Source organism: Amycolatopsis sp. 2-15 (assembly GCF_030285625.1).
GTDB lineage: Bacteria > Actinomycetota > Actinomycetes > Mycobacteriales > Pseudonocardiaceae > Amycolatopsis > Amycolatopsis carbonis.
Window position 1 is genome coordinate 92,350 of sequence record NZ_CP127294.1, and the last position, 20,154, is coordinate 112,503.

General features: G+C 71.0%; 20 protein-coding genes. 3 read left to right on the forward strand and 17 right to left on the reverse strand.

The genetic code is table 11. The features are described from left to right. Positions 1 to 17 precede the first annotated feature (17 nt). The 7 genes from QRX50_RS00405 to QRX50_RS00435 all read right to left on the reverse strand — a co-directional run bounded on the left by QRX50_RS00405 (position 18) and on the right by QRX50_RS00435 (position 6,773). On the reverse strand, positions 18 to 992 hold the full coding sequence (locus QRX50_RS00405) for an NmrA/HSCARG family protein (protein ID WP_285970004.1): 975 nt from the start codon (positions 990 to 992) through the stop codon (positions 18 to 20). A gap of 112 nt (positions 993 to 1,104) precedes the next feature. Next, entirely contained in the window at positions 1,105 to 1,713 is a 609-nt protein-coding gene (locus tag QRX50_RS00410; protein WP_285970005.1) for a response regulator transcription factor, read from the reverse strand. Then, on the reverse strand, positions 1,710 to 2,306 hold the full coding sequence (locus QRX50_RS00415) for a sensor histidine kinase (protein ID WP_285970006.1): 597 nt from the start codon (positions 2,304 to 2,306) through the stop codon (positions 1,710 to 1,712). Before QRX50_RS00415 ends, QRX50_RS00410 begins: the two co-directional genes overlap by 4 nt. Next, the gene (locus QRX50_RS00420) at positions 2,216 to 2,737 is read right to left on the reverse strand and encodes a hypothetical protein (RefSeq protein WP_285970007.1); all 522 of its coding nucleotides are present in this window, start codon (positions 2,735 to 2,737) and stop codon (positions 2,216 to 2,218) included. The genes QRX50_RS00415 and QRX50_RS00420 overlap by 91 nt, the downstream gene beginning before the upstream one ends. A gap of 102 nt (positions 2,738 to 2,839) precedes the next feature. Next, complete coding sequence (locus QRX50_RS00425) at positions 2,840 to 3,268, reverse strand: hypothetical protein (RefSeq protein ID WP_285970008.1); 429 nt, start codon at positions 3,266 to 3,268, stop codon at positions 2,840 to 2,842. Between the two features lie 110 nt (positions 3,269 to 3,378). Beyond that, entirely contained in the window at positions 3,379 to 4,998 is a 1,620-nt protein-coding gene (locus QRX50_RS00430; RefSeq protein ID WP_285970009.1) for an ABC-F family ATP-binding cassette domain-containing protein, read from the reverse strand. Between the two features lie 287 nt (positions 4,999 to 5,285). Then, complete coding sequence (locus QRX50_RS00435) at positions 5,286 to 6,773, reverse strand: alkaline phosphatase family protein (RefSeq protein WP_285970010.1); 1,488 nt, start codon at positions 6,771 to 6,773, stop codon at positions 5,286 to 5,288. Positions 6,774 to 7,000: 227 nt separating this feature from the next. On the opposite strand from QRX50_RS00435, the gene QRX50_RS00440 reads away from it, so the two are divergent. Further along, the gene (locus QRX50_RS00440; protein ID WP_285970011.1) at positions 7,001 to 7,357 is read left to right on the forward strand and encodes a hypothetical protein; all 357 of its coding nucleotides are present in this window, start codon (positions 7,001 to 7,003) and stop codon (positions 7,355 to 7,357) included. Positions 7,358 to 7,574: 217 nt separating this feature from the next. On the opposite strand, the gene QRX50_RS00445 is transcribed toward QRX50_RS00440, so the two are convergent. From QRX50_RS00445 to QRX50_RS00465, 5 genes are all read right to left on the reverse strand, one after another. Then, the gene (locus tag QRX50_RS00445; protein ID WP_285970012.1) at positions 7,575 to 8,573 is read right to left on the reverse strand and encodes a hypothetical protein; all 999 of its coding nucleotides are present in this window, start codon (positions 8,571 to 8,573) and stop codon (positions 7,575 to 7,577) included. Between the two features lie 42 nt (positions 8,574 to 8,615). Further along, complete coding sequence (locus QRX50_RS00450; protein ID WP_285970013.1) at positions 8,616 to 9,914, reverse strand: aldehyde dehydrogenase family protein; 1,299 nt, start codon at positions 9,912 to 9,914, stop codon at positions 8,616 to 8,618. 69 nt (positions 9,915 to 9,983) lie between these two features. Then, entirely contained in the window at positions 9,984 to 11,522 is a 1,539-nt protein-coding gene (locus tag QRX50_RS00455) for a CoA transferase (RefSeq protein ID WP_285970014.1), read from the reverse strand. Further along, positions 11,519 to 12,439: a 3-hydroxyacyl-CoA dehydrogenase NAD-binding domain-containing protein gene (locus tag QRX50_RS00460; RefSeq protein ID WP_285970015.1), complete on the reverse strand. Its 921-nt coding sequence runs from the start codon at positions 12,437 to 12,439 to the stop codon at positions 11,519 to 11,521. The genes QRX50_RS00455 and QRX50_RS00460 overlap by 4 nt, the downstream gene beginning before the upstream one ends. Positions 12,440 to 12,448: 9 nt before the next feature. Further along, positions 12,449 to 13,183, reverse strand: coding sequence for an acetoacetate decarboxylase (locus tag QRX50_RS00465; protein WP_285970016.1), 735 nt, complete (start codon positions 13,181 to 13,183; stop codon positions 12,449 to 12,451). Between the two features lie 83 nt (positions 13,184 to 13,266). On the opposite strand from QRX50_RS00465, the gene QRX50_RS00470 reads away from it, so the two are divergent. Continuing rightward, on the forward strand, positions 13,267 to 14,031 hold the full coding sequence (locus QRX50_RS00470) for a class I SAM-dependent methyltransferase (protein WP_285970017.1): 765 nt from the start codon (positions 13,267 to 13,269) through the stop codon (positions 14,029 to 14,031). Here the strand turns inward: QRX50_RS00470 and QRX50_RS00475 are convergent. The 5 genes from QRX50_RS00475 to QRX50_RS00495 all read right to left on the reverse strand — a co-directional run bounded on the left by QRX50_RS00475 (position 14,006) and on the right by QRX50_RS00495 (position 19,384). Beyond that, complete coding sequence (locus tag QRX50_RS00475) at positions 14,006 to 14,725, reverse strand: dienelactone hydrolase family protein (protein WP_285970018.1); 720 nt, start codon at positions 14,723 to 14,725, stop codon at positions 14,006 to 14,008. The genes QRX50_RS00470 and QRX50_RS00475 overlap by 26 nt on opposite strands. A 177-nt stretch (positions 14,726 to 14,902) precedes the next feature. Beyond that, a complete protein-coding gene (locus QRX50_RS00480; protein ID WP_285970019.1) occupies positions 14,903 to 15,247 on the reverse strand; it encodes a hypothetical protein in 345 nt (114 codons plus the stop codon). Positions 15,248 to 15,691: 444 nt separating this feature from the next. Then, positions 15,692 to 17,146, reverse strand: a complete 1,455-nt coding sequence (locus QRX50_RS00485; protein WP_285970020.1) for a flavin-containing monooxygenase — start codon at positions 17,144 to 17,146, stop codon at positions 15,692 to 15,694. After that, complete coding sequence (locus QRX50_RS00490; RefSeq protein ID WP_285970021.1) at positions 17,136 to 18,602, reverse strand: class I adenylate-forming enzyme family protein; 1,467 nt, start codon at positions 18,600 to 18,602, stop codon at positions 17,136 to 17,138. The genes QRX50_RS00485 and QRX50_RS00490 overlap by 11 nt, the downstream gene beginning before the upstream one ends. Positions 18,603 to 18,637: 35 nt before the next feature. Then, the gene (locus tag QRX50_RS00495; RefSeq protein WP_285970022.1) at positions 18,638 to 19,384 is read right to left on the reverse strand and encodes an SDR family NAD(P)-dependent oxidoreductase; all 747 of its coding nucleotides are present in this window, start codon (positions 19,382 to 19,384) and stop codon (positions 18,638 to 18,640) included. Between the two features lie 126 nt (positions 19,385 to 19,510). Between QRX50_RS00495 and QRX50_RS00500 the strand changes: the two genes are divergently transcribed. Next, positions 19,511 to 20,107 carry a TetR/AcrR family transcriptional regulator gene (locus QRX50_RS00500; protein ID WP_285970023.1) on the forward strand — a complete coding sequence of 199 codons (597 nt, stop codon included), beginning with the start codon at positions 19,511 to 19,513 and terminating at the stop codon, positions 20,105 to 20,107. Positions 20,108 to 20,154 lie beyond the last annotated feature (47 nt).

A 20,154-nucleotide genomic window follows, 5' to 3' on the forward strand; every position in this document is an offset into this window, starting at 1 on the left:
GCGGCCCGGAACCCGCGTCAGTCGGTCACCAGCTCCGACTTGTGCTCCCGCAGCCACTCTTCCAGCGACTTCAGCCGCGGGTTGATGCGGCGGACGCGCTCGAGGTCGCGGGACTCGACGAAGGAATCGGCCGCGTCGGCGTAGAACTGGTACATGTTGCCGATCTCGACGGCGCCCGGGTAGCCGCCGGCGCGGACCTCGTCGTGGGTCTGCGGCCGGTAGACGACCTCCTCGCCCAGCACCTTCGTGAACAGCTCCGCCAGCTGGACGCCCGTGTAGTGCGCGCCGGCGAGGCCGACGGTGCGGCCGATGTACGTCGGGCCCGCGAGGAAGATGCCGTAGGCGGTGCGGCCGATGTCCTCCGACGCGACGAGCGCCATCACGGAGTCGCCCATCGGGTTGGTGAGCTCGAGCATGCCGTCGGCGCCGCGGTGCACGCCTTGCCCCTTCAGGAACGACTCGTAGTAGAACGTCGTCTCCAGGAACGTCGTGGGCACGCCCTGCTCGGTGAAGAACCGGTTGCCCTCGCCCTTGGCGTCGAAGTGGGGCACCGTGTACTTCTCGAGCAGCGTCGGCAGCTCGAGGCCCTGGTGCTCGAAGTGCGGGCGGGTGTCCTCCAGCGTGGACCAGACCACGTGCTTCAGGCCGGTCTTCTTCGCGGCACGCGCGGCGATCTCCGCCTGGTCGAGTTCCATCTGCGCCCGCGTGCGCGCCGCCTCCTCCTCGGGGGTGCGCCGGACCCAGAAGTTCGTGACCACGTACGCGCCATAAGCGCCTTCGAACGCGCGCAGCACGCTGGCCTCGTCGTCGAGATCGGTCGCCACGACCTCCGCACCGCGCGCCGCCAGCTCCTTGGCCGCCGGGGACTCGACGTCGCGGGTCAGCGCGCGAAGGCTGAACGGTCCCTGCGGGTCGTCGAGGATCGCACGGGCCAGACCACCGCCCTGCGAACCGGTCGCCCCCACCACGGCAATGATCTTCTTGTCGGTCATCGGGTTCCTGCCTCTCGTCGGATGTTTCCCGAACGAGTTCCAGGTTGTCCCTCTTTTCCGGGCGGCACCTCGCCACACCGTGGGTACCCACGGCGGGGGACGGCACCGGTTGTCACAGCCAGCCTCTCTCGTCGGCGACCCGCAGCGCCTCCATCCGGTTACGCGTCCCCGTCTTGGCGATCGCCGCCGACAGGTAGTTGCGCACCGTGCCCTCCGACAGGTACAGCGTGGCCGCGATCTCGGCCACCGACACCCCCGAGCGGGCGGCGATCAGCACGTCGCGCTCGCGCGCCGTGAGCGGCGACTCCCCCGCCGCCAGCGTCGCGACGGCCAGCGCCGGATCCACCACGCGCTCACCGGCGACCACCCGGCGGATCGCGTCGGCCAGCGTCTCGGCCGGCGCGTCCTTCACCACGAACCCGACCGCGCCCGCCTCCATCGCGCGCCGCAGATAGCCCGCGCGCCCGAACGTGGTCAGCATGACCACGCGACACCCCGGCGCCTGCTTCGCCAGCACGGCCGCCGCGGCCAGCCCGTCGAGGCCCGGCATCTCGATGTCCAGCAACGCGACGTCCGGCTGCTCCGCCAGCGCGGCGTCCACCACCTGGTCGCCGCGACCGATCGACGCCACGACCGCGAAGTCGTCCTCCAGCTCCAGCAGGGCGCACAACGCCTGGCGCACCAAGGCCTGGTCGTCGGCGAGCAGCAGGCGGATCGTCATGCCGGCGCCCCGTTCCCCTGACGCGGAGCGTGCATCGACACGCACAGCCGCCATCCCCGCGGCTGCACCGGCCCGGCCTCCATCCGCCCCCCGGCCTCGGCGACACGCGAGCGCAACCCGTCCAGGCCGTTGCCCGGAGCAGCTACGGCGCCCACCCCGTCGTCGCGCACTTCCACCTCCGAAGCCGAAAGCCTGACGGTGCAGCTCGTCGCGCGGGCGTGGCGCGCGACGTTGGTCAGCCCCTCCCGCACGACCCAGCCGAACAGCTCCTGGTGCGCGCCGTCGACCACGTCCGTCGCCGTGGGCAGGTCGGCCGCCACGCCCGACGCGCGCAGCAGCTCCCGGCCACGCGCCAGCTCACCGGCCAGGGTCACGTCGCGGCTGCCCGACACGGCCGCGCGCACGTCGGCCAGCGCCTGGCGCGAAAGGCGTTCGACCTCGGTGATCTCGTCGAGCGACCGCGCCGGGTCGCCTGCCGACAGGCGCCGCGCGAGGTTGCTCTTCACGGTGATCGCGGTGAGCGAGTGGCCGAGCAGGTCGTGCAGGTCGCGCGAGATCCGGGCCCGCTCGGCCTCGGCGGCGAGCCGCTGCACTTGCGCGCGCGCCTCGACCAGCGCCCGGTTCGCCGGATCGCCTCGGCGAAGGCGTAGACCATCAGCGCGGTGAACACGAGCGCGACCGCCTGCGTCCACCCGGGTCCGCTCTGCCACGACGGCACCACCCACGGCACCACGGCCGCCGCCAGTCCAGCCCCGAGGACCACCCGCACGGCCGCGCGGCCGGTCAGCTGCGGCACCAGGCACGACACCACGACCGTGGCCAGGAAAAACGCGTTGGCCCGCGCGAAGGGCAGGGCCGCGAGGAACAGCACCGCCTGTGCGCCGAGCGACCACCAGAACACCCGCGTGGCCTTGCGGTCTCCGGCGACCGCGGTGACCACGTAACAGCAGCTGAACACCGCCACGAGCACGCAGCCGACGACCACCCCCGGACCGCCGTCCTGCACCACCGCGACCGCGGTCACCCCGGGTACACGAGCATGCCGGTGTCGAGGGCGAACCGGCGCCACCCGAACACCCAGCGATCCGCGTTCTCGCCCACGCCGGGCACGCTACCGGGCTCCCGCTCAGGCACGCGCGAACAACGAGCGCAGGTGGCGCCCGTTGACGATCAGCACCACGCCCAGCAACACCAGCCCGCACACCGCCTGCTCGATCCGCAGCCACACCGGGAACGCCCCGGGCAGCGACGCGATGACGACGATCGCCACCAGCATGATCCCGGTGGTGAGCCGCAGCCGCAGGAACGCGCGGCGCGAACCGCGGGCCGCGCGGACGGTGAACGAGAGCGTGAGCAGCCCGCTGGCCGCCACGATCACCGAGCGCACCCACACGGCGTCGGTGACCATCGCCGCGTTGTTGCGCAGCAGCACCACGGCGACGACCGTGAGCAGGCTGATCGTGAGGTAGGTCGCGACCAGCAGCCGCGCGGTGCGGAACGCCGAAACGCTGCGGGGGTGTTCGAGATCTTCGCGGGATGCGGTGACAGGTTTCATGACTGTCCTTTCGCCGGCGGTGTGGAGCTCTCCCCTTGTGCTCCACCCATGCTGGGCGAGTGCGCCGGCCCGCAGCAGTGAGCCGGCGCATCACTCGCCCATGACATTTGTCAGAAACCCGACGGCGGCCCTGTTTCCGTCAGCTTGGCCTCGGCCAGCGTGAGCCAGCGGCCGATGCCCAGCTCGGCGAGGAAGCGGTCGTCGTGGCTGACGACCACGAACGCGCCCTGGTACGCCTTGAGCGCGCCGGTGAGCTGCTCCACGCTGGCGAGGTCGAGGTTGTTCGTGGGCTCGTCGAGCAGGAGCAGCTGCGGCGCCGGCTCCGCGCACAGCACGCGCACCAGCGTCGCCCGCAGCCGCTCGCCACCCGAAAGCACGCCGACCGGCAGGTGCGCCCGCGGCCCGCGGAACAGGAAGCGCGCGAGCAGGTTCATCAGGTCGGCCTCGGGCAGCTGCGGCGCGGCCGCGCGCAGGTTCTCCGCCACGGTGCGGTCGTCGTCGAGCAGATCGAGGCGCTGCGAGAGGTACGCGACGCGACCGTCGGCCCTGGCCAGCACCCCGCTGTCGGGTTCGAGCAGGCCCGCGACGAGCCGCAGCAATGTCGACTTGCCGACTCCGTTGGCGCCGACCAGTGCGATCCGCTCCGGCCCGCGGATCGCCAGCGTCGCACCCTCACCGGCGAACAGCTCCCGCACGCGCAGGCGCTCGCCGTGGAACACCGTGCGCCCGGCGGGCACCGCGGTGTCGGGCAGCTCCAGCACGATCGTGTCGTCTTCGCGCGCGGCGCGGTCGGCCTCGTCGAGCCGGGCCTTGGCGGCGCCGAGCCGCTGCGAGTGCATGTCGTTGGCCTTGCCGGCCGACGATTCCGCGCGCCTTTTGATGTTGCCGAGCGCGATGCGCGGGATGTCGGAACCGGTGCGAGCGCCGGTCGACGCCCGCCGCGCCGCGCGTTCACGGGCCTGCTGCAGCTCGCGTTTCTCGCGCTTGACCTCCTGCTCGGCCGCGCGCACGTTCTTCTCCGCGACCTCGCGCGCGGCCTGCTTCGCGGCCTCGTACTCGGTGAAGCCGCCGCCGAACAACCGCAGCGAACCGTGGTCCAGCTCGGCGATCCGGTCCATGCGGTCGAGCAGGTCGCGGTCGTGGCTGACCAGCAGCAGCGTGCCCTTCCAGTCGCCGAGCACGGTGTGCAGGCGGCGCCGGGCGTCGCGGTCGAGGTTGTTGGTGGGCTCGTCGAGCAGCAGCACGTCGGGCTGTTTCAGCAGCTGCGCGGCCAGGCCGAGCGACACGATCTGGCCACCGCTGAGTGTGTCGAGCCGGCGGTCGAGCGCGACGTCGCCGAGCCCGAGCCGATCGAGCTCCGCGCGGGCGCGTTCTTCGATGTCCCAGTCGCTGCCGACTGTCGCGAAGTGCTCTTCGCTCGCGTCACCGCCTTCGATGGCCGCGAGCGCGCGCACGATCGGCGCGATCTCCAGCACCTCGGCCACGGTCGGTTCCCCGGCGAGCGGCAGCGTCTGCGGCAGGTAGCCGAGCACACCGTCGGCGCTCACCGAACCCGCGAGCGGGTGAAGCTCGCCGGCGATGAGCTTGAGCAGGGTGCTCTTGCCGGCGCCGTTGGGCGCGACGAGGCCCGTGCGACCCGGCCCGAGCGTGAAGGACAGGTCTTCGAACACGGGGGTGCCGTCGGTCCAGGAAAAGGACAGGCCGGTGGCGACGACGGAGGTCTTGGACATGGCGGGACTCTCAAGGGTGCAGCGGGCGTGCGTGAGCCGCCCGGAGAACAACAGGGCAGAGTTTCTTCGGGAGACGACAAAGTGCGGTGTCGCTGCGGTTTCTTCGAACCACCGAGCGCACCGCTGTCGTCGCCGGATTCACCCGGAGATGTCGTCCTCAGCCACCATCGCGGTGGTCAGCTCCCTGGAAACTCGTCCTGCACGTTCCCCTCGACCTTATCAGCCGAGAGCCGCGCGCGCCGTCACCCGTCCGTCGCGAATGGACGGACGGGTGACGAACGCCGAGGTCAGGAGGTCTTCGGCCGGTGGCCGGGCTCCTGGTGGGGGAAGCTCTGCTCCGTGGTCGGGATGGGCGGCAGCTTGAACTGGCTGACCTCGTACTGCGCGAGGTTGTACTGGCCCGTGGTGTCGGGCAGCGTCGGCGCGTGCTGGGTGGCGTCGTGGAAGCGGAACGCCGAGGTGAGGTCGCCGACGGTGCGGCGGCGCCAGTCGGTGATGTTGGTTTCGCGCACGCCGGTCACGTGCTCCAGCAACCGCAGCTGCGAGGTGTGGTCGGACAGCTCCGAGCACACCCAGCCGCCGACGGTCCACGGCGACACGATGATGCACGGCACGCGGAAACCGAGACCGGTGGGCAGGCCGGCGCCGTCGACACCGGTCACCGACGTCTTGGTCACGAACTCACCCGGGGTGCCGGGCTTCGGGGTCGGCGGCACGACGTGGTCGAACAGGCCGTCGTTCTCGTCGTAGGACAGGATGAACGCCGTCTTGGCCCACACCTCGGGGTTGGCCGCGATGGCGTCGATCTTGCCGGCGACGAAGGTCGCGCCGGCCGCGGGCAGGCCGGCCGGGTGCTCGTCGAAGCCCGACGGCGGCAGGATCCAGCTCACGGTGGGCAGCTGGTCGTGGGCCGCGTCGTACTCGAACTGGCCGAGCGGCTGCGGGTTCATCGCCTTCTCGAACAGGTCGTCGCCCGGCTTCGCGTTGAAGTACTGGGCGATGTGCGAGATCGACGCGAGGCCCGTGGTCGAACCCGGTGCGTGGTAGACCTTCCAGCTCACGCCGGCCTCGGTGAGGCGCTCGGGGTAGGTCTTGAAGGAGTACGCGCCGTTGGGCGCGCTCGTGGTCAGCGACGGGCCGCCGAAGTCACCCTCGGCGTCGATCGTGCCCGCCATCCACATGTGGCGGTTCGGGCCCGTGGGGCCGAGCACCGAGCAGTGGTAGGAGTCGAGGATCGTGAACGCGTCGGCCAGCGCGTACTGGAACGGGATGTCCTCACGGGTGAAGTAGCCCATGGTGTACTGGCCGTTGGTCTCGCCGTCGGCCGCGCGGTGGGCGGGCAGCCACTGGTCGTTCTTGCCGCCGTTCCAGGCCTGGTGCTGCACCGACCATTCGTGGCTGGTCGAAGGGATCGCCTGCGCGGCGGTCGACTTCGTGTCCAGGTGGTAGGGCAGCAGGTAACCCTTGGGGTTCTTCGCGTCCTTCTGGTAGAAGACCGAGCGGCCGTCCGCCTGGCGCGCGGCGTGGGGGTCGCCGAAGCCGCGGACGCCGGACAGCGTGCCGTAGTAGTGGTCGAAGCTGCGGTTCTCCTGCATCAGCATCACGACGTGCTTGACGTCGGAGATCCGGCCGTTCTTCGGTGCGGGCGAAGCGATCGCCTTGCGGACGTTGGCCGGCAGCGCCATCGCGGCGGCGGCGAGACCGCCCGCGGCGGCCGCGGAACCCAGGAGGCGTCGGCGCGTGAAACCGTTGCCCTGGTCGGTGTTCTCGGTCATCGAGGTCCTTTCGGGGTGGGAGCCAGGAGGAACACTCGTCCGCCGCGGTGAGCCGTTCGCCCAGGAGTGGATGAGCAGCGGCTGAACTTCGGCCGAACTCGCCATGGCGCAGTGACGTGCGTAACTCGATTTCCGGACGAAGCGGCGGAACCAGACGTAGAATGCGTCCACTGTGGAGTGTCATTTTTCCCGTCAGCGGAACGACCCGAGCTTGCTAAACTGCCGGCGTGAATCGCACGATCGCGGTGAACTACCCCGCGCCGATCCCCGTCGGCCACGTCGTCGAGGTGACGGAGTTCGCGGACACGCGCCCGGAGAAGAAGCGCCGCGGGTTCGACATGAGCGAGGCCTTCCGGCACCCGGTGCTGTTCGACCGCACCACCGGGATCCGGTACATGAACCACGTCCACTCCTCCACGGGCGGCAACGGCGGGAACACGTTCACCCCCGTGCTCTACCCGGTGCTCCCCCGCCCGGACCTCGCCGTGTCGGCCGTCTGGCTGGGCACCGTGGTGGCGTGCGCGCTCGTGATGAACGAGGGGCTGAACGGGCAGCACACCACCCTGGTGCTGGCGCCGGCCTGACGGCTCCGCCTGCCGGGCCGACCGGCACCGGCCAGCGACTCGCGCCGAGCTCGCGGGAGATCGTGCACGCGATTTCGGCCGCGGCGGTGCCGGTCGGCGTCGGCCACGGGCCAGTCGACCACGGACACGCCGACGCCGATCGCGCCGGCCACGGCGTCGGCGGCTCTCACGGTCGCGCTGTTCTTCGAAGCGGCCGCCTAGGGTCCTTTGTGGAAGGTCAGGGCATGGCCGGGGCCTGGCGTGGGCCCACGGCCGCACCGGCGATGACCAGGAGGGCGCCGACCAGGAGGAGGATGGGGCCGAGGCCCAGGGACGGGAAGTTGCCCCAGTAGAGGGTGGCGATGCCGGCGGCGTGGAGGATCAGCATGACGACCGCGCGGCCGCTGAAGACCGTGCGATACCACCAGAAGTCGGCGCGCGTCAGTTCGCGGCTGCGGATGCCGCTCAGCAGGAACGCCGAACGCTTGGCCCGGAGTGCACCGAGGGTCCAGGGCAGCACCGACGCGGCGGTCGCGGCGGTGATGAGGAAGGCGAGGAACTGCACGTAGGTCGCCGCGATGCCGGAGGCGGCCGCGTTGTCGCTGGCGGCCTTGACGAGGTCGAGGAAGGACATCGTCACCGACTGGGTGCCGTTGGTGAAGGTGACCCACGAGACGCCGAAGAGGGCGACCAGCTCCAGCACCACGCCGAGCACGGCCGGGATCGCGCCGAGGCCGGGCTGGGTCAACGGGCCGGCTGCCTGCCCCGGCTGCTGGGGAAAGCCCTGCGGCGACTGGGAAAACTGCTGCTGCGGGGCACCCCACTGCTGCGGCTGCCCGTGCTGCGGCAAAGGTTGCGGGTAGCCGGCCTCACCGGCGTGCTGCGGATTGCCGGCCTGGCCCGCCTGCTGCGGGTACCCGGTCTGACTCGGCTGCTGCGGGAACCCGGTCTGGCCCGCCTGCGGGTATCCCGGCTGGGCCGGCTGTCCTGGCTGCTGCGGGGTGCCCCACTGCTGCGGCTGACCGTGCTGCGGCAGGGGTTGCTGGTAACCGGGCTGCGGATACCCAGCCGCACCGGCGGCCTGCGGGTACCCGGCCTGATCTGGGTGCGGCTGACCCTGCTCGGCAAAACCCGGCTGACCCGGCGCCGGATACCCCGGCTGCTGCGGATACCCCGCCGGAAACCCCTGCTGACCTTGCGGATTGCCCTGCTGTTGCTGACCCCCTGGGTGGCTCATGATCCAGAATCGTAGCCGTCTCCGGGGGATTCCACCGAGGCGTCAGGACAGTGGCTTGTCGAGCACCGCCTTGAGGTTGCTGAACGTGTCGATGGAGTACTTGCCGTGGTAGCGGCCCATGCCGCTCTCGCCGACGCCGCCGAAGGGGAGTTCCGGCGCGACGAGGTGCAACACCGGCATGCCGAACGTCACCGCGCCCGAGGAGGTTTCGGTGAGGATGCGTTGTTTGACCGCTTCGGACCCCGTGAAGGCATAGAGCGCCAACGGTTTGTCGCGGCCCGTGATGAACGCGATGGCATCGTCCAGAGACGAAACAGCCAGCACCGGCAGGATCGGCCCGAAGATCTCCTCGCCCATCACCGGCGCGTCCGGCGCGACGTCGGCGAGCACGGTCGGCGCGATGAACTTGGCGGCGCGGTCGGTCTGGCCGCCGGTGACGACGCGGCCGCCGGCCAGGAGGTGGGACAGGCGGTCGAAGTGCCGGGTGTTCACGATGCGCCCGTAGTCAGGGCTCGCGGCGGGGTCGTCGCCGAACTTCGCGTGCAGCGCCTCGGTCAGCAGCGGCTCGAGCTGAGCGGCCGTGTCGCCGATGGCGAGGACGTAGTCGGGCGCGACGCACGTCTGGCCGGCGTTCATGAACTTCGTGTCCACGATCCGCTGCGCGACCACCAACAGGTCGACGTCGGTGTCCACGATCACCGGGCTCTTGCCGCCCAGCTCCAGCGCCACGGGCGTGAGGTGCTTCGCGGCGGCGGTCATCACGATCCGCCCGACGACGCCGTTGCCCGTGTAGAAAATGTGGTCGAAGTGCTGCTCCAGCAGCTCCGTCGTCTCCGGGATCGCGCCCTCCACCACGGCCACGGCCTCGGGGTCGAGGTACGCCGGCACGTGGCGCGCGATGGCGGCCGACACCGTCGGCGAGAGCTCGCTCGGCTTCACGACGGCGGCGTTGCCCGCGGCCAGCACCCCCACCAGCGGCGCCAGCGCGAGGTGCAGCGGGTAGTTCCACGGCCCGATGATCAACGCCACACCCAGCGGCTCCCGCACCACGCGACCCTCCGCGGGCAGCAAGCGCTCCGGCAACCCCGCGGGCTGCGGCGCGAGCCACTCGTCGAGGTGCTCGAGGGTGTCGTCGACCTCGTTGACGATGAACATCAGCTCGGTGCGCCGCGCCTCGGTGGCGTTCTTCGCGAGGTCGGTGTGCAGGGCGGCGAGGAAGTCGTCCTCCTGCTTCAGCAGCATGCGCTTCAACGCGCCAAGCTGCTCGCGCCGCCACGACAGCGGCTTGGTGCGGCCGGAGGCGAAGGACTTGCGCAGGCGGGAAACCACGTCCGGGATCATGATCACGACCCTACTGTGTTGTCAGTTGCCAATCCGACCACAGTCACGGCGAGAATGGTTGCCGAACACTCAACGCCCGGCTGGGCGCCCGCCTACTTCTGGTCGGATTGGCAACCGCGGCAGCCACTCGGCGCGCCCGGACCCGCGCGGCACGAGGATCGTCGAGAACTCGCCCGGCGTCTCCGACATCCGCACCTGGTCCGTCACGCCCTGGTAGCGCCCCAGCGGCGTCTCGGCCGTGAACGTCGCCGGGTCGACGTACGCGTGCAGCTCCCCGGTGCCGGCGACCGTGCGCGCGTACTCCTTGTCGAACACGCCCAGGCTGATGATCCACAACGCGATGCGCGTCAGCGAGATGTGCACGCGGTAGCTGCCGCCCTCCGTTGCGCGGCGCATCAACGCCGCGCAAATCCCGGTGGTCGCGAGCCACGGCACCAGGTAGTCGTTGACCACGCCGATGTGCGGCAGCACGGGCTGGTCCGGCGAGCCCTCCAGCGTCATCATCCCGGCGACGCACCCCGCCGTCTGGTCGAAGCCCACCCGCTGCGCCCACGGCCCGCGCTCGCCGTGCAGCGACACCGTGGTGTGGATGATCCCGGGCCGCAGCTCCGCGGCGCGCTGGGCGGACAATCCGAGCCCGGCGACGAGACCCGGCCGGCGGTTGGCGTAGAAGACATCCGCACCCCGCAGCACCTCGTGCACCTTCGCCAGGGCCGCCTTGTCGCGCAGATAGTCCACTGTGGACGAACGGACGCCGACGTTCGCCGTCGAGTACGTCACGGGGTTTTCCCACTCGGTGGGGCGCCACACGTTCAGGGCGTCGGCACCGTGCTGCGCCAGCGCGCGACCGATGGCGGCACCGGCGATCACGTGTCCCATCCCGAGCGCGCGAACGCCGTCGAGCGGCTGGCGCGCGCCCTCGGGCAGCGGTTCGGGATCGGAGTCGCCGATCTTCTCGATCTCGATGAGCGGCAGGTCGGCCAGCACGTCGCGGTACTGGCGCGTCTCGAGGAACTCCTCAGTGCTGCGCACCATCGGCATCACGAGCCCCGCGTCGGCCCCGGCCTCCTCCAGGTCGAGGGCGCTCCAGCGGGCGACGGCGTTGGCCACGGCGGGCTCGTCGTCGTAGGTGCGCAGGAGCTTGAGCGCAGCGGACTTCAGCTTGGGGTAGATGTTGAGCGGCATCACCCAGCGGCCGTCGCCGGCTCGGTAGAACTTGAGCGTGAACGGGCTGCCCGGGTCGGCCGTGTTGGTGGGCGGCAGGCCGTTGATCAGCTCCCACTTCTTGTCGTAGAACGGGCACAGCCGGTGCGGCGCCGTGCGCACGTCCATGCTGATGTCCTGCCCCGGCCCACCACGGTGGCGCCACAACGCGGCCAGCGCCACGGATTTCGCGACGAGCCCGATCGCCGGCGCCGCGCCCAGCCGCACCGCGCTCGGCACGATCGGGTCCGCGCCGAGGAACTCGACGCGGCCACCGCAGTCCTTTTCGGACAGTCCGGCGTCGGCGAGCACTTCGGCCAACGCGGCGTGGATGTCGAACCGGTCGTCGGCCTCGGAACGAATGGGGTTGGCGAGCGCGGCGCGGATCCGGTCGGTGACGGTCATCGTGGCTCCTGTCCCGGTGTGGTCCCCAGCGCCCTCATCACGGCGATCTGCTTCTCGTCCCGAGCTTGAGCCAGCTCGTCGATCGTGCCGCCGAAGTCCTCCGACTGGGCGCTCAGCAACGCGACGGTCGGTTCGTCGAGGTCCGGCGTACCCAGCTGGCCCCAGCGCTTCTGCAGGCCAGGGCCAAGGTGTTCGAGGAAGTGCGGCAGCCCGCCGGCCCCGCCGCCGAGGTGGAAGCTCAGGAACGGCCCGCTCACCGCCCACCGCTGTCCGAGCGAGGACGTGACCACCTCGTCGAGCTGCTGCTCGGTGACCACGCCCTCGGCGACGAGGTGCACGCACTCGCGGAAGATCGCGGCCTGAAGCCGGTTCGCGACGAACCCGGGCACCTCCTTCGCCAGTACGATCGGCTTCTTGCCCAGGCTTTCGTAGAACTCGACGGCCCGCGCCACGCTCTCCGCCGACGTCCTCTCCCCCGCCACGACCTCGACCAGCGGAATGAGATGCGGTGGGTTGAACGGGTGCCCGACCACGAGCCGTTCCGGCTGCTTCAGCGCCGAGGCGATGTCCGTGGCGGGAATGCCCGACGTGGACGTGAGCAGCAGCGCGTGCGCCGGGGCGTGGGCTTCGATGGTGCTGAAGATCCGGTGCTTCAGGTCGAGCCGTTCGGGGCCGTTCTCCTGCACCACGTCGGCCTGGGAGACGGCCGTCGCGAGGTCCGGCTCGAAGCTCACCGCCAAGTCGCCGGCCGGCAAGCCGAGCTCCCGCAACGCGGGCTTCAGCTCCTCCAGCCCGGCGCGCACGGTGTCCTCGATGCCCGGCGCCGGGTCGCTGACCGTCACGTCCAAGCCGCGCGAGGCCATCAGTCCCGCCCACGACACGCCGATGACCCCGCCGCCGACGATGGTCGCCTTCATGGTTTCCCCTCAAGCCAGGTAGTCGTGCACGACCGCGAGCCGGCCGAGCGTGAGGTCGGTCAGGAGGTGGCTGGCCGACACGATCTCCAGCACCGGCAGGTCGGCCAGCGGCGCCAGCGCGTGGGCCACGAGGTGCAGGCGCGCCGGCCCGGTCCAGGCACCCTTGATCGTGACGTCGCTGATCTGGCTGCGCGCGAGTTCGCAGATGCGCGGGCGGCCGTCGTAGCCGGGCACGATCTTGAGCATGAACGTCGGTGCGGTCAGCTCCGCGCGCGCCTCGGCTTCGTCGAGCGTGCGGTGCTTGTAGCCCATCGTGGCGAGCGCGACCTGGATCGAGCCGTAGTCGAGCGAGCCGACGAGGGTGTCGGAATCCGTGTACAGCCTGGGTTTGCCGAGCTTCTTCGGGTACGCGGCGACCTCGCGCCCGCTCGCGATGGCGGGCAGGCTGTCCACGTACATCCCGAGGGTGAACTCGCCGGCCTCGTCGCCGTGGCGCACCATCGCGACTTGGCCGGATTCGGTGTAGTCACCGAGGCCGGTCGCGTCGGGCATGCGCATCACCTCGAACCGCACCAGCGGCTCGTCGACGACCAGCGGCTCCGGCACGAGCGCCCGCAGCGCCGCGGGATCCGTCCGGTAGGTGATGTTCAGGTATTCGCGGTCGGTGAATCGGTAGGGCCCGCGCGGAAAGGCCGGCGCGGACAGGGGCGTGGTGAGCTGGGCGAGGACCTCGTCCTCACGCATGAGCGACTTCCCACAAGATCACGAACCGCAATTTACCTGCGACTTTCCCCTGCCGCATCTCGGTGCCGGGCAGGATGGGTGCCATGGCCGTACCCGCTTTCGACTACGACGCCGAGCTGCGCCGCTACCAGCCGTGGCTGCGCGAAGCCGTCGCCGTGGGGCCGGACGACATCGTGCTCGACATCGGGTGCGGCGCCGGCACGACGACGTGCGAAGCCGCGCGGCTCGCGATCCGAGGCAGGGCCCTGGGCATCGACGTCTCCGCGGCCCGGTTGGAGGTGGCGCGCCGGCTCGCCGGGAACGTCGCCAATGTGCGATTCGAGCAGGCCGACGCGCAGGTGCACGAGTTCCCGCCGGCCGAGTTCACCCTGGCGCTCAGCCGCTTCGGCACGATGTTCTTCGCCGATCCCGTCGCCGCCTTCACCAATCTCGGACGCGCGCTGCGGCCGGGCGCACGCCTGGTGCAGCTCGTGTGGCAGGCCGGCGATCGGCAGGAGTGGCTGTCCGAAATCAGCCGGGCCGTCGGGAATCCCCCGGCGCCGGACGACAGCCCGTTCTCGCTCGGCGACCCCGCCGCGGTCAGCGAAGTGCTGACCACGGCGGGGTTCACCGATCTGCGCCTGACCGACCTCGCCGAACCCCTGTGGTACGGCCCGGATCCCGGCACCGCCGTCGACGCGGTGCGGCCGTTGCGCCTGGTCGGTGACGTGCTCGCTCAGCTCGACGACGCCGAGACCGAGCACGCTCTCGACCGGCTGCGCGAGGTCATGGCCACCCACCAGAGCGCCGACGGCGTGTGGCTCGGCTCCCGCGCGTGGCTCGTCACGGCGTGCCGAGGTGCCGGCTGAAGAAGCGGACCGCGCTGGCCGCTTCGAACCGCGGGAGCTGCTTGTGCTTGCCCGCGTTGGCGTGCAACGTCTTCTCCGGCGAGGCGAAGGCATCGAACAGCGCGAGCGCGCCCTCCCGTGGGATGTGCTCGTCGTCCCACTGCATGGCGAACTCGATCGGAATGGTGATCTGCTTCGCCAGGTCGACCAGCGTCGACGGCCAGAACTGTCCGAGCGCCGCGGCCTTGATGCGGGGTTCGGCCGCGATCAGCGGAACGCCGATCGCCGTGCCCATGTTGATGCCCCAGTAACCGACGGGGCCGGGCACCTCGTCCTGCAACGCGTCGAGCGCCGCCTGCCATTCGGGCACGGCACGCGCGGCGAGGTCGCCGTTGTAGCGCTCGACGATGGGGCCAACGGGCTCGCCCGTCGCCATCGCCTCCTGCATCAGGGCGACCTCGCGGTCGTCCTCCGCCGAGCGGGGCCGATCACCGTGGCCGGGTGCGTCGAGCACGGCCGCGGAGAACCCGGCGGCGACAAGCAGCCCGGCCCGTCCGGTCATGGCCGGGTGTTTCTTGTGGTTGCCGCCGCCGTGCCCGAGGAGCACGAGCGGGCCGGGGCCCGCCGAGGGCGTCCAGAGGACGCCGGGGACGTCGCCGAGGGTGAACTCGCGTTCGACGAGACCGTCGGCCGAGGTTTCAGAAGTGAAGTACATGGCATGCCGCCTTTCGGAAGTGCTCATGGCGCTCCCGGCGACACTTACCGCCCGACCACGAAACTGAGGGGGAGCACCCACATCGATCCACAGAACACGGGTACCACCTCCTCGAGCCGAATCGCAGTCGAGCGGACATTACCGACCCCGGCGTCCGCTGGGCAACTCGTTTTAGCGCTACAGGCCGACGAGCCCGTCCGGCGTGCCGACGCCCGTGGGTGCGTCGTACCCGGAGGTGGCGACGCACAGGCAGTCACCGCCGCACTTGGCCCCGCCCGAGACCTGGTCGTTGGAGCCGTCGGTGACATCGAAGAAGTGCCCCGCACCGGCGTACAGGGTGGCAGCCGTCGTGGTGCCCGCGTGCCCGGCCCGCGCGATCACACCGGCGACGAACGGTGCCGAGGCGCTCGTGCCGTTCGCCGTGACCCAGCCACCCGCGTCGGTGAAGTAGATCGACAACTGCTCCGCGACCGCCGAGACATCGGGCACCGCCGCGCGGCTCGGCGCGAAGATCGTGACCAACAGCTACGGCGGGCGGGAGAACGGGTACTCGCTTTCCTACGCGAGCAGCTACCAGCACCCGGCGTGACCACCGTCGTGTCCTCGGGTGACGGCGGGTTCACCGCGGCCGGCTATCCGGCCGGTGCTGCCGGACGCGGTGGCCGTCGGTGGCACGGTGCTGAGCCGCGACTCGTCCGACCGCGGCTTCGCGGAGTCGGCGTGCTCTCCGGGGGCAGCGGCTGCTCGGCGTACGTCGCGAAACCGGCGTGGCAACGGGATTCGCACTGTCGCAACCGGACGGTCGCCGACGACCCCTGCCCCTGTCGCGACGAGCGCCACGACCCCCAGCACGGTCAAAGGTTTACGCACACACACCTCCAGCAGGGAACGGATCACCCGCTACCTACGCGAAGGGGCCGGCTGAGGTTCGACCGCCGTTTCGAATTGCTCCGTTCGGCCCAACGCTCAGCTCACCGCGTAGTCCGACACGCGGAAGCGCCGGGTCCGCCGCCAGAACTCCACGGTGCCCGCCGGCCACAGCACGGTGTTGCGGCCGGACTTCGGGTCCTGGTACCAGCTGCGGCACCCGCCGGTCTGCCAGACGGTGGCGGCCATCCGCGAGTCGAGCCAGTCGTTGAACGCGTTCTGCACCTCGGCGCGCACCTCGAACGCCTTGGCGCGGCGCAGGCGACGCAGCGCGGCGACCACATAGGACGCTTGCGCCTCGATCATGAACACCTGGGAGTTGTGGCCCAGCCCCGTGTTCGGGCCGACCATGAGGAACAGGTTGGGGAACCCGGCGACGGTCGTGCCGAGGTAGGCCTCGTTGCCCTTGCTCCACGCGTCGGCGAGCGTGCGGCCGTCGCGGCCTTCGACCTCGAACCGGATGGTCTGCTGCGTGTCGAAACCGGTGCCGTAGACGATCACGTCGGCGGGCACTTCCACCCCGTCGGCGCCGACCACCGCGTCCGGCGTCACGGACGCGACCCCGCCGGAGCGGACGTCGACATGCGGCTTCGTCAGCGCCGGGTACCACGTGCTGGAGATGAGCAGGCGTTTGCAGCCGATGGTGTAGTCGGGCGTGAGCCGCGCGCGCAGGTCCTCGTCGGGCACCTGCTTGCGCAGCAACCGCTTCGCGAGGCCGGCGGTCTGCTCCATCGCGGCCGGGTCGGCGACGAACCCGACCGCGCGGCGTTCGTGGATCCAGTACAGCCGATCACGCACGTACCAGCGGAACGGCGGGAACCAGCGTGCCCAGAACTTGTGCCGGGCGTCGAACGCGCGGTCGGCCTTCGGCACGATCCACGGCGGCGTCCGCTGGAACACCGTGAGCGCGGCGACCTGGTCCACGATCGCCGGCACGAACTGGATCGCGCTCGCCCCCGTGCCGATCACGGCCACGCGTTTGCCCGTCAGGTCCACGTCGTGGCGCCACTGCGCGGAGTGGAACACCTCGCCGCGGAACGACTCCACGCCAGGCAGTTCCGGGTACGACGGGTGGTGCAGCGGACCGACGGCCGACACGACGAAGCGCGCGCGGTAGGTCTCCCCCGTCGCCGTGGTCACGTCCCAGCGCCCGGCGTCCTCGTCCCACACGGCACGCGTGACGCGTTGTCCGAAGCGCAGCCGGTCGAGCAGCCCGCGCCGGCGCGCGACGTCGTGCAGGTACTCCAGGATCTCCGGCTGACCGGCGAACAGCCGGCTCCAGTCGGGTTTCTGAGCGAAAGAATACGAATACAGTGGCGACGGGATGTCGCAGCCGCAGCCGGGATAGGTGTTGTCGCGCCAGGTGCCGCCGAGATCGTCGGCCGCTTCGAGCACGCGGAACGACCGGAAGCCGGCCTTGTCCAGCCGCGCCGCGATGCCCAGGCCGCTGAAGCCCGCGCCGATCACGACGACGTCGACGTGGTCAGCCGGCATCCGAGAGCTCCCGCTTGAGGACCTTGCCCGACGGATTGCGCGGCAGCTCCGTCACGAACCGCCACTCCACGGGCACCTTGAAATCGGCCAGCAGCTTCACCGCGTGCTCACGCAGGCTTTCCTCGCTCGGCGTCCGCCCGGGCCGCGGCACGACCACCGCGCGCACGCGCTCGTCGAAGATCGGGTCGGGCACGCCCACCACGGCGACCTCGGCCACGTCGGGATGCTGCGCGAGCGCGCTCTCCACCTCGAGGCTGTAGATGTTCTCGCCGCCGCGGATGATCATGTCCTTGAGCCGGTCGAGCACGCGGACGAACCCGTCGCCGTCGATCGAGCCGACGTCACCCGTGTGCAGCCAACCGTCCACAAAGGTCGACGCGGTGGCCTCCGGGTTGCCCCAATAGCCCGCGGCCACCACGGGTCCGCGCACACACAGCTCGCCGACGGTGTCACGCAGGTCGCGCGGCGGCTCTCCGGGCAGCGCGATCGCGACCTCCACCCCGTCGACGACCGGGCCGACGCTCCACGCGTGGCTCAGGTACTCGGCGCCGGCGGTGAAGGTGACGATCGACGTGCCTTCCGTGAGGCCCCAGACGTTGCCCAGCACCAGATCCGGCAGCTGCTCCCCCACCTGCGCGGGGAACGACTCCGGCACCGGCGAGCCGCCCATCACGAACAGCCGCAGCGACGACAGGTCCGCGCCCGCGTCCTCGGCCTTCAGCAGGATCAGCCGCAGCATCGCCGCAACGCCCGCGAAGAACGTGATGCGCTCGGACGCCATGAGCGCCACCGTGGTCTCCGCCTTGAACGCGGGCGTGAAGACGCAGCACGCGCCGTTGGCGAGGAAACCGATGAACTGCGACACGATCGCGGTGGCGTGGAACATCGGCGCGGCCACGAGCGTGCGTTCGCCAGGACCGGCGCCGAGGCGTTCGCGGACGGTGCCGGCGTTGAACATCAGGTTGGCGTGCGTCTGCATCGCGCCCTTGGGGCGGCCGGTGGTGCCGGAGGTGTAGAGCAGGTGCGCGACATCGCCGGGCTCGCTCTGCTGGCCCGGCAACGCGGCGGGGTCGGCGGTCTCACCGGTGTCGGCCGTGAGCACGGCGGCGTCGAGAGCGCCAGGCAGGTCGCGGTCGGTGATCACGAGCTTCGCGCCGGAATCGGTGAGGACGTGCTCGATCTCCGGCTGGGCGAAGCGCGTGTTCACGAGCACGCCGCTGGCGCCGGCGAGCTGCACGCCGAAGTAGCTCACGGCGTACTGCCAGCCGTTGGGCAGCAGGATCGCGACGCGGTCGCCGCGCTCCACGCCGAGCTCGCGCAGCCGCGTGGCGACCACGGCGGCGCGGCGCACCATGTCGGCGTGGGAGATGCGGATCTCGCCGTCGACGAGGGCTTCGCCGGGGCCGTGTCTTTCGGCGACGTCGAGCAGCATGGCGGGCAGGGTTCTGGCGGGCACAAGGATCTCCTGGGTGCTCAGCGGTGACGGGGTGCTCAGCGGTAGAACCCGCCGCGGGTGAGCCCGGAGCCGCCGTCGAGGCGCAGCGCCTGGCCCGTGGTGTAACCCGCGGCCGGGGACAGCAGGTAGAGAACCGAGCCGACGACCTCGCCCAGCGTCGCGACGCGGCCCATCGGCACGCCGGCGAGCAGCCGCTCGCGGGCCGATTCGGGCATCGCGAGCACCTTCGGCGTCGCGAAGAGACCGGGCTCGACGGCGTTCACGCGCACGCCGCCGCCGCCGCCCCACTCGGCGGCGAGCGAGCGCGTCAGGCCGAGCACGCCGGCCTTCGCCGCCGCGTACGCCGCCTGGCCGGGCAGGCCGTCTTCGGCCGCGACGGAGGAGAGGAACACGATCGAGCCGGCGGATTCCTTCAACGCGGGGTAGGCCGCGCGGGCGAGCACGAACTGCGCGACGAGGTTGGCGTCCACATCGGACCGGAACGCTTCGAGCGGGAAGGTGCTCGCACGGTGGACGGTGTCGACGATCCCGGCGGCGCCGATCACCGCGTCGAGCCCGCCGAGCCGTTCGACGGCTTCGGTGACGGCCTGTGCGGCGGCGGTCTCGTCGGTGAGGTCGGCGACGAGGTGCCCGGGTCCGGCGGCAACGCGGTCGATCCCGACCACGCGGGCGTCGACCTGCGTCAACGCGGCGACGAGCGCTCGGCCGAGACCACCGGCGGCGCCGGTGACCACCACCCGGGTGCCCGGGCGCGGCAGAGGCGACCAGTCGTGTTCGGTCATGAGATCCTTGTCCCGTGTCGATCGATTGATCGACACCAAGGTTAACCAGGTGGAGTTCGCCTCGTCAACGTGTCGATCGTACGATCGGCACGTCCGAACTCCCCTGTCTGCACCGGAAGGAGGGCCGTGGCCAGGAAGAAGTCACTCGACGAGGGGCCCGATCTCCGGGTCCTGATCCTCGAACGCGCGAGTGAGCTGTTTCACGAGCGCGGCTACAGCGCCACGTCGATCCGCGACCTGGCCGACGCGGTGGGCATCTCGTCCTCGACGATGTACCACCACTTCACGAACAAACAGGAAGTGCTGCACGCGATCGTCTCGCGGTTCATGACCGACTTCGTCGACGCGACCGTGCCGGTTCTGCGCGACGAGTCCCTTTCGCCCGGCGAACGCGTACGGCACGTCGTGCGCCTGCACCTCGAGCTGAGCGACGACCGGCGCCCGGAGCTGCTGGTCGGCAACCCCATCCGGTACGCGCTCGACCCCGCCCAGCAGGCCGAGGGGATCAAGCTGCAGACCGCGTACCACGACGCTTTCCGCGATGTCCTCGCCGAGGGCGTCGCGGCCGGCGAGTTCCGGATCGACGACGTCACCGTGACCACGATGGCCGTGCTCGACATGCTCAACGGCGTGCGCGAGTGGTTCGCCCCCGCCGGCCGGCTGACGCGCGACGCGATCGTGGCGCAGTACACCGCGCTGACGCAGCGGCTGCTCGGCGCGTGAATCAGCCCCGGCCGAAGTTCGGCCGGGGCTGTTCTGCTTGGTGCGGA

Bases quoted from the DNA above. Each gene is read 5' to 3' on its own strand.
- QRX50_RS00465 (WP_285970016.1), bottom strand. From the start codon at position 13,183: ATGCGTGAGGACGAGGTCCTCGCCCAGCTCACCACGCCCCTGTCCGCG.
- QRX50_RS00470 (WP_285970017.1), top strand. From the start codon at position 13,267: ATGGCCGTACCCGCTTTCGACTACGACGCCGAGCTGCGCCGCTACCAG.
- QRX50_RS00425 (WP_285970008.1), bottom strand. From the start codon at position 3,268: ATGAAACCTGTCACCGCATCCCGCGAAGATCTCGAACACCCCCGCAGC.
- QRX50_RS00475 (WP_285970018.1), bottom strand. From the start codon at position 14,725: ATGTACTTCACTTCTGAAACCTCGGCCGACGGTCTCGTCGAACGCGAG.
- QRX50_RS00450 (WP_285970013.1), bottom strand. From the start codon at position 9,914: ATGATCCCGGACGTGGTTTCCCGCCTGCGCAAGTCCTTCGCCTCCGGC.
- QRX50_RS00410 (WP_285970005.1), bottom strand. From the start codon at position 1,713: ATGACGATCCGCCTGCTGCTCGCCGACGACCAGGCCTTGGTGCGCCAG.
- QRX50_RS00460 (WP_285970015.1), bottom strand. From the start codon at position 12,439: ATGAAGGCGACCATCGTCGGCGGCGGGGTCATCGGCGTGTCGTGGGCG.
- QRX50_RS00435 (WP_285970010.1), bottom strand. From the start codon at position 6,773: ATGACCGAGAACACCGACCAGGGCAACGGTTTCACGCGCCGACGCCTC.
- QRX50_RS00495 (WP_285970022.1), bottom strand. From the start codon at position 19,384: ATGACCGAACACGACTGGTCGCCTCTGCCGCGCCCGGGCACCCGGGTG.
- QRX50_RS00445 (WP_285970012.1), bottom strand. From the start codon at position 8,573: ATGAGCCACCCAGGGGGTCAGCAACAGCAGGGCAATCCGCAAGGTCAG.
- QRX50_RS00455 (WP_285970014.1), bottom strand. From the start codon at position 11,522: ATGACCGTCACCGACCGGATCCGCGCCGCGCTCGCCAACCCCATTCGT.
- QRX50_RS00485 (WP_285970020.1), bottom strand. From the start codon at position 17,146: ATGCCGGCTGACCACGTCGACGTCGTCGTGATCGGCGCGGGCTTCAGC.
- QRX50_RS00430 (WP_285970009.1), bottom strand. From the start codon at position 4,998: ATGTCCAAGACCTCCGTCGTCGCCACCGGCCTGTCCTTTTCCTGGACC.
- QRX50_RS00405 (WP_285970004.1), bottom strand. From the start codon at position 992: ATGACCGACAAGAAGATCATTGCCGTGGTGGGGGCGACCGGTTCGCAG.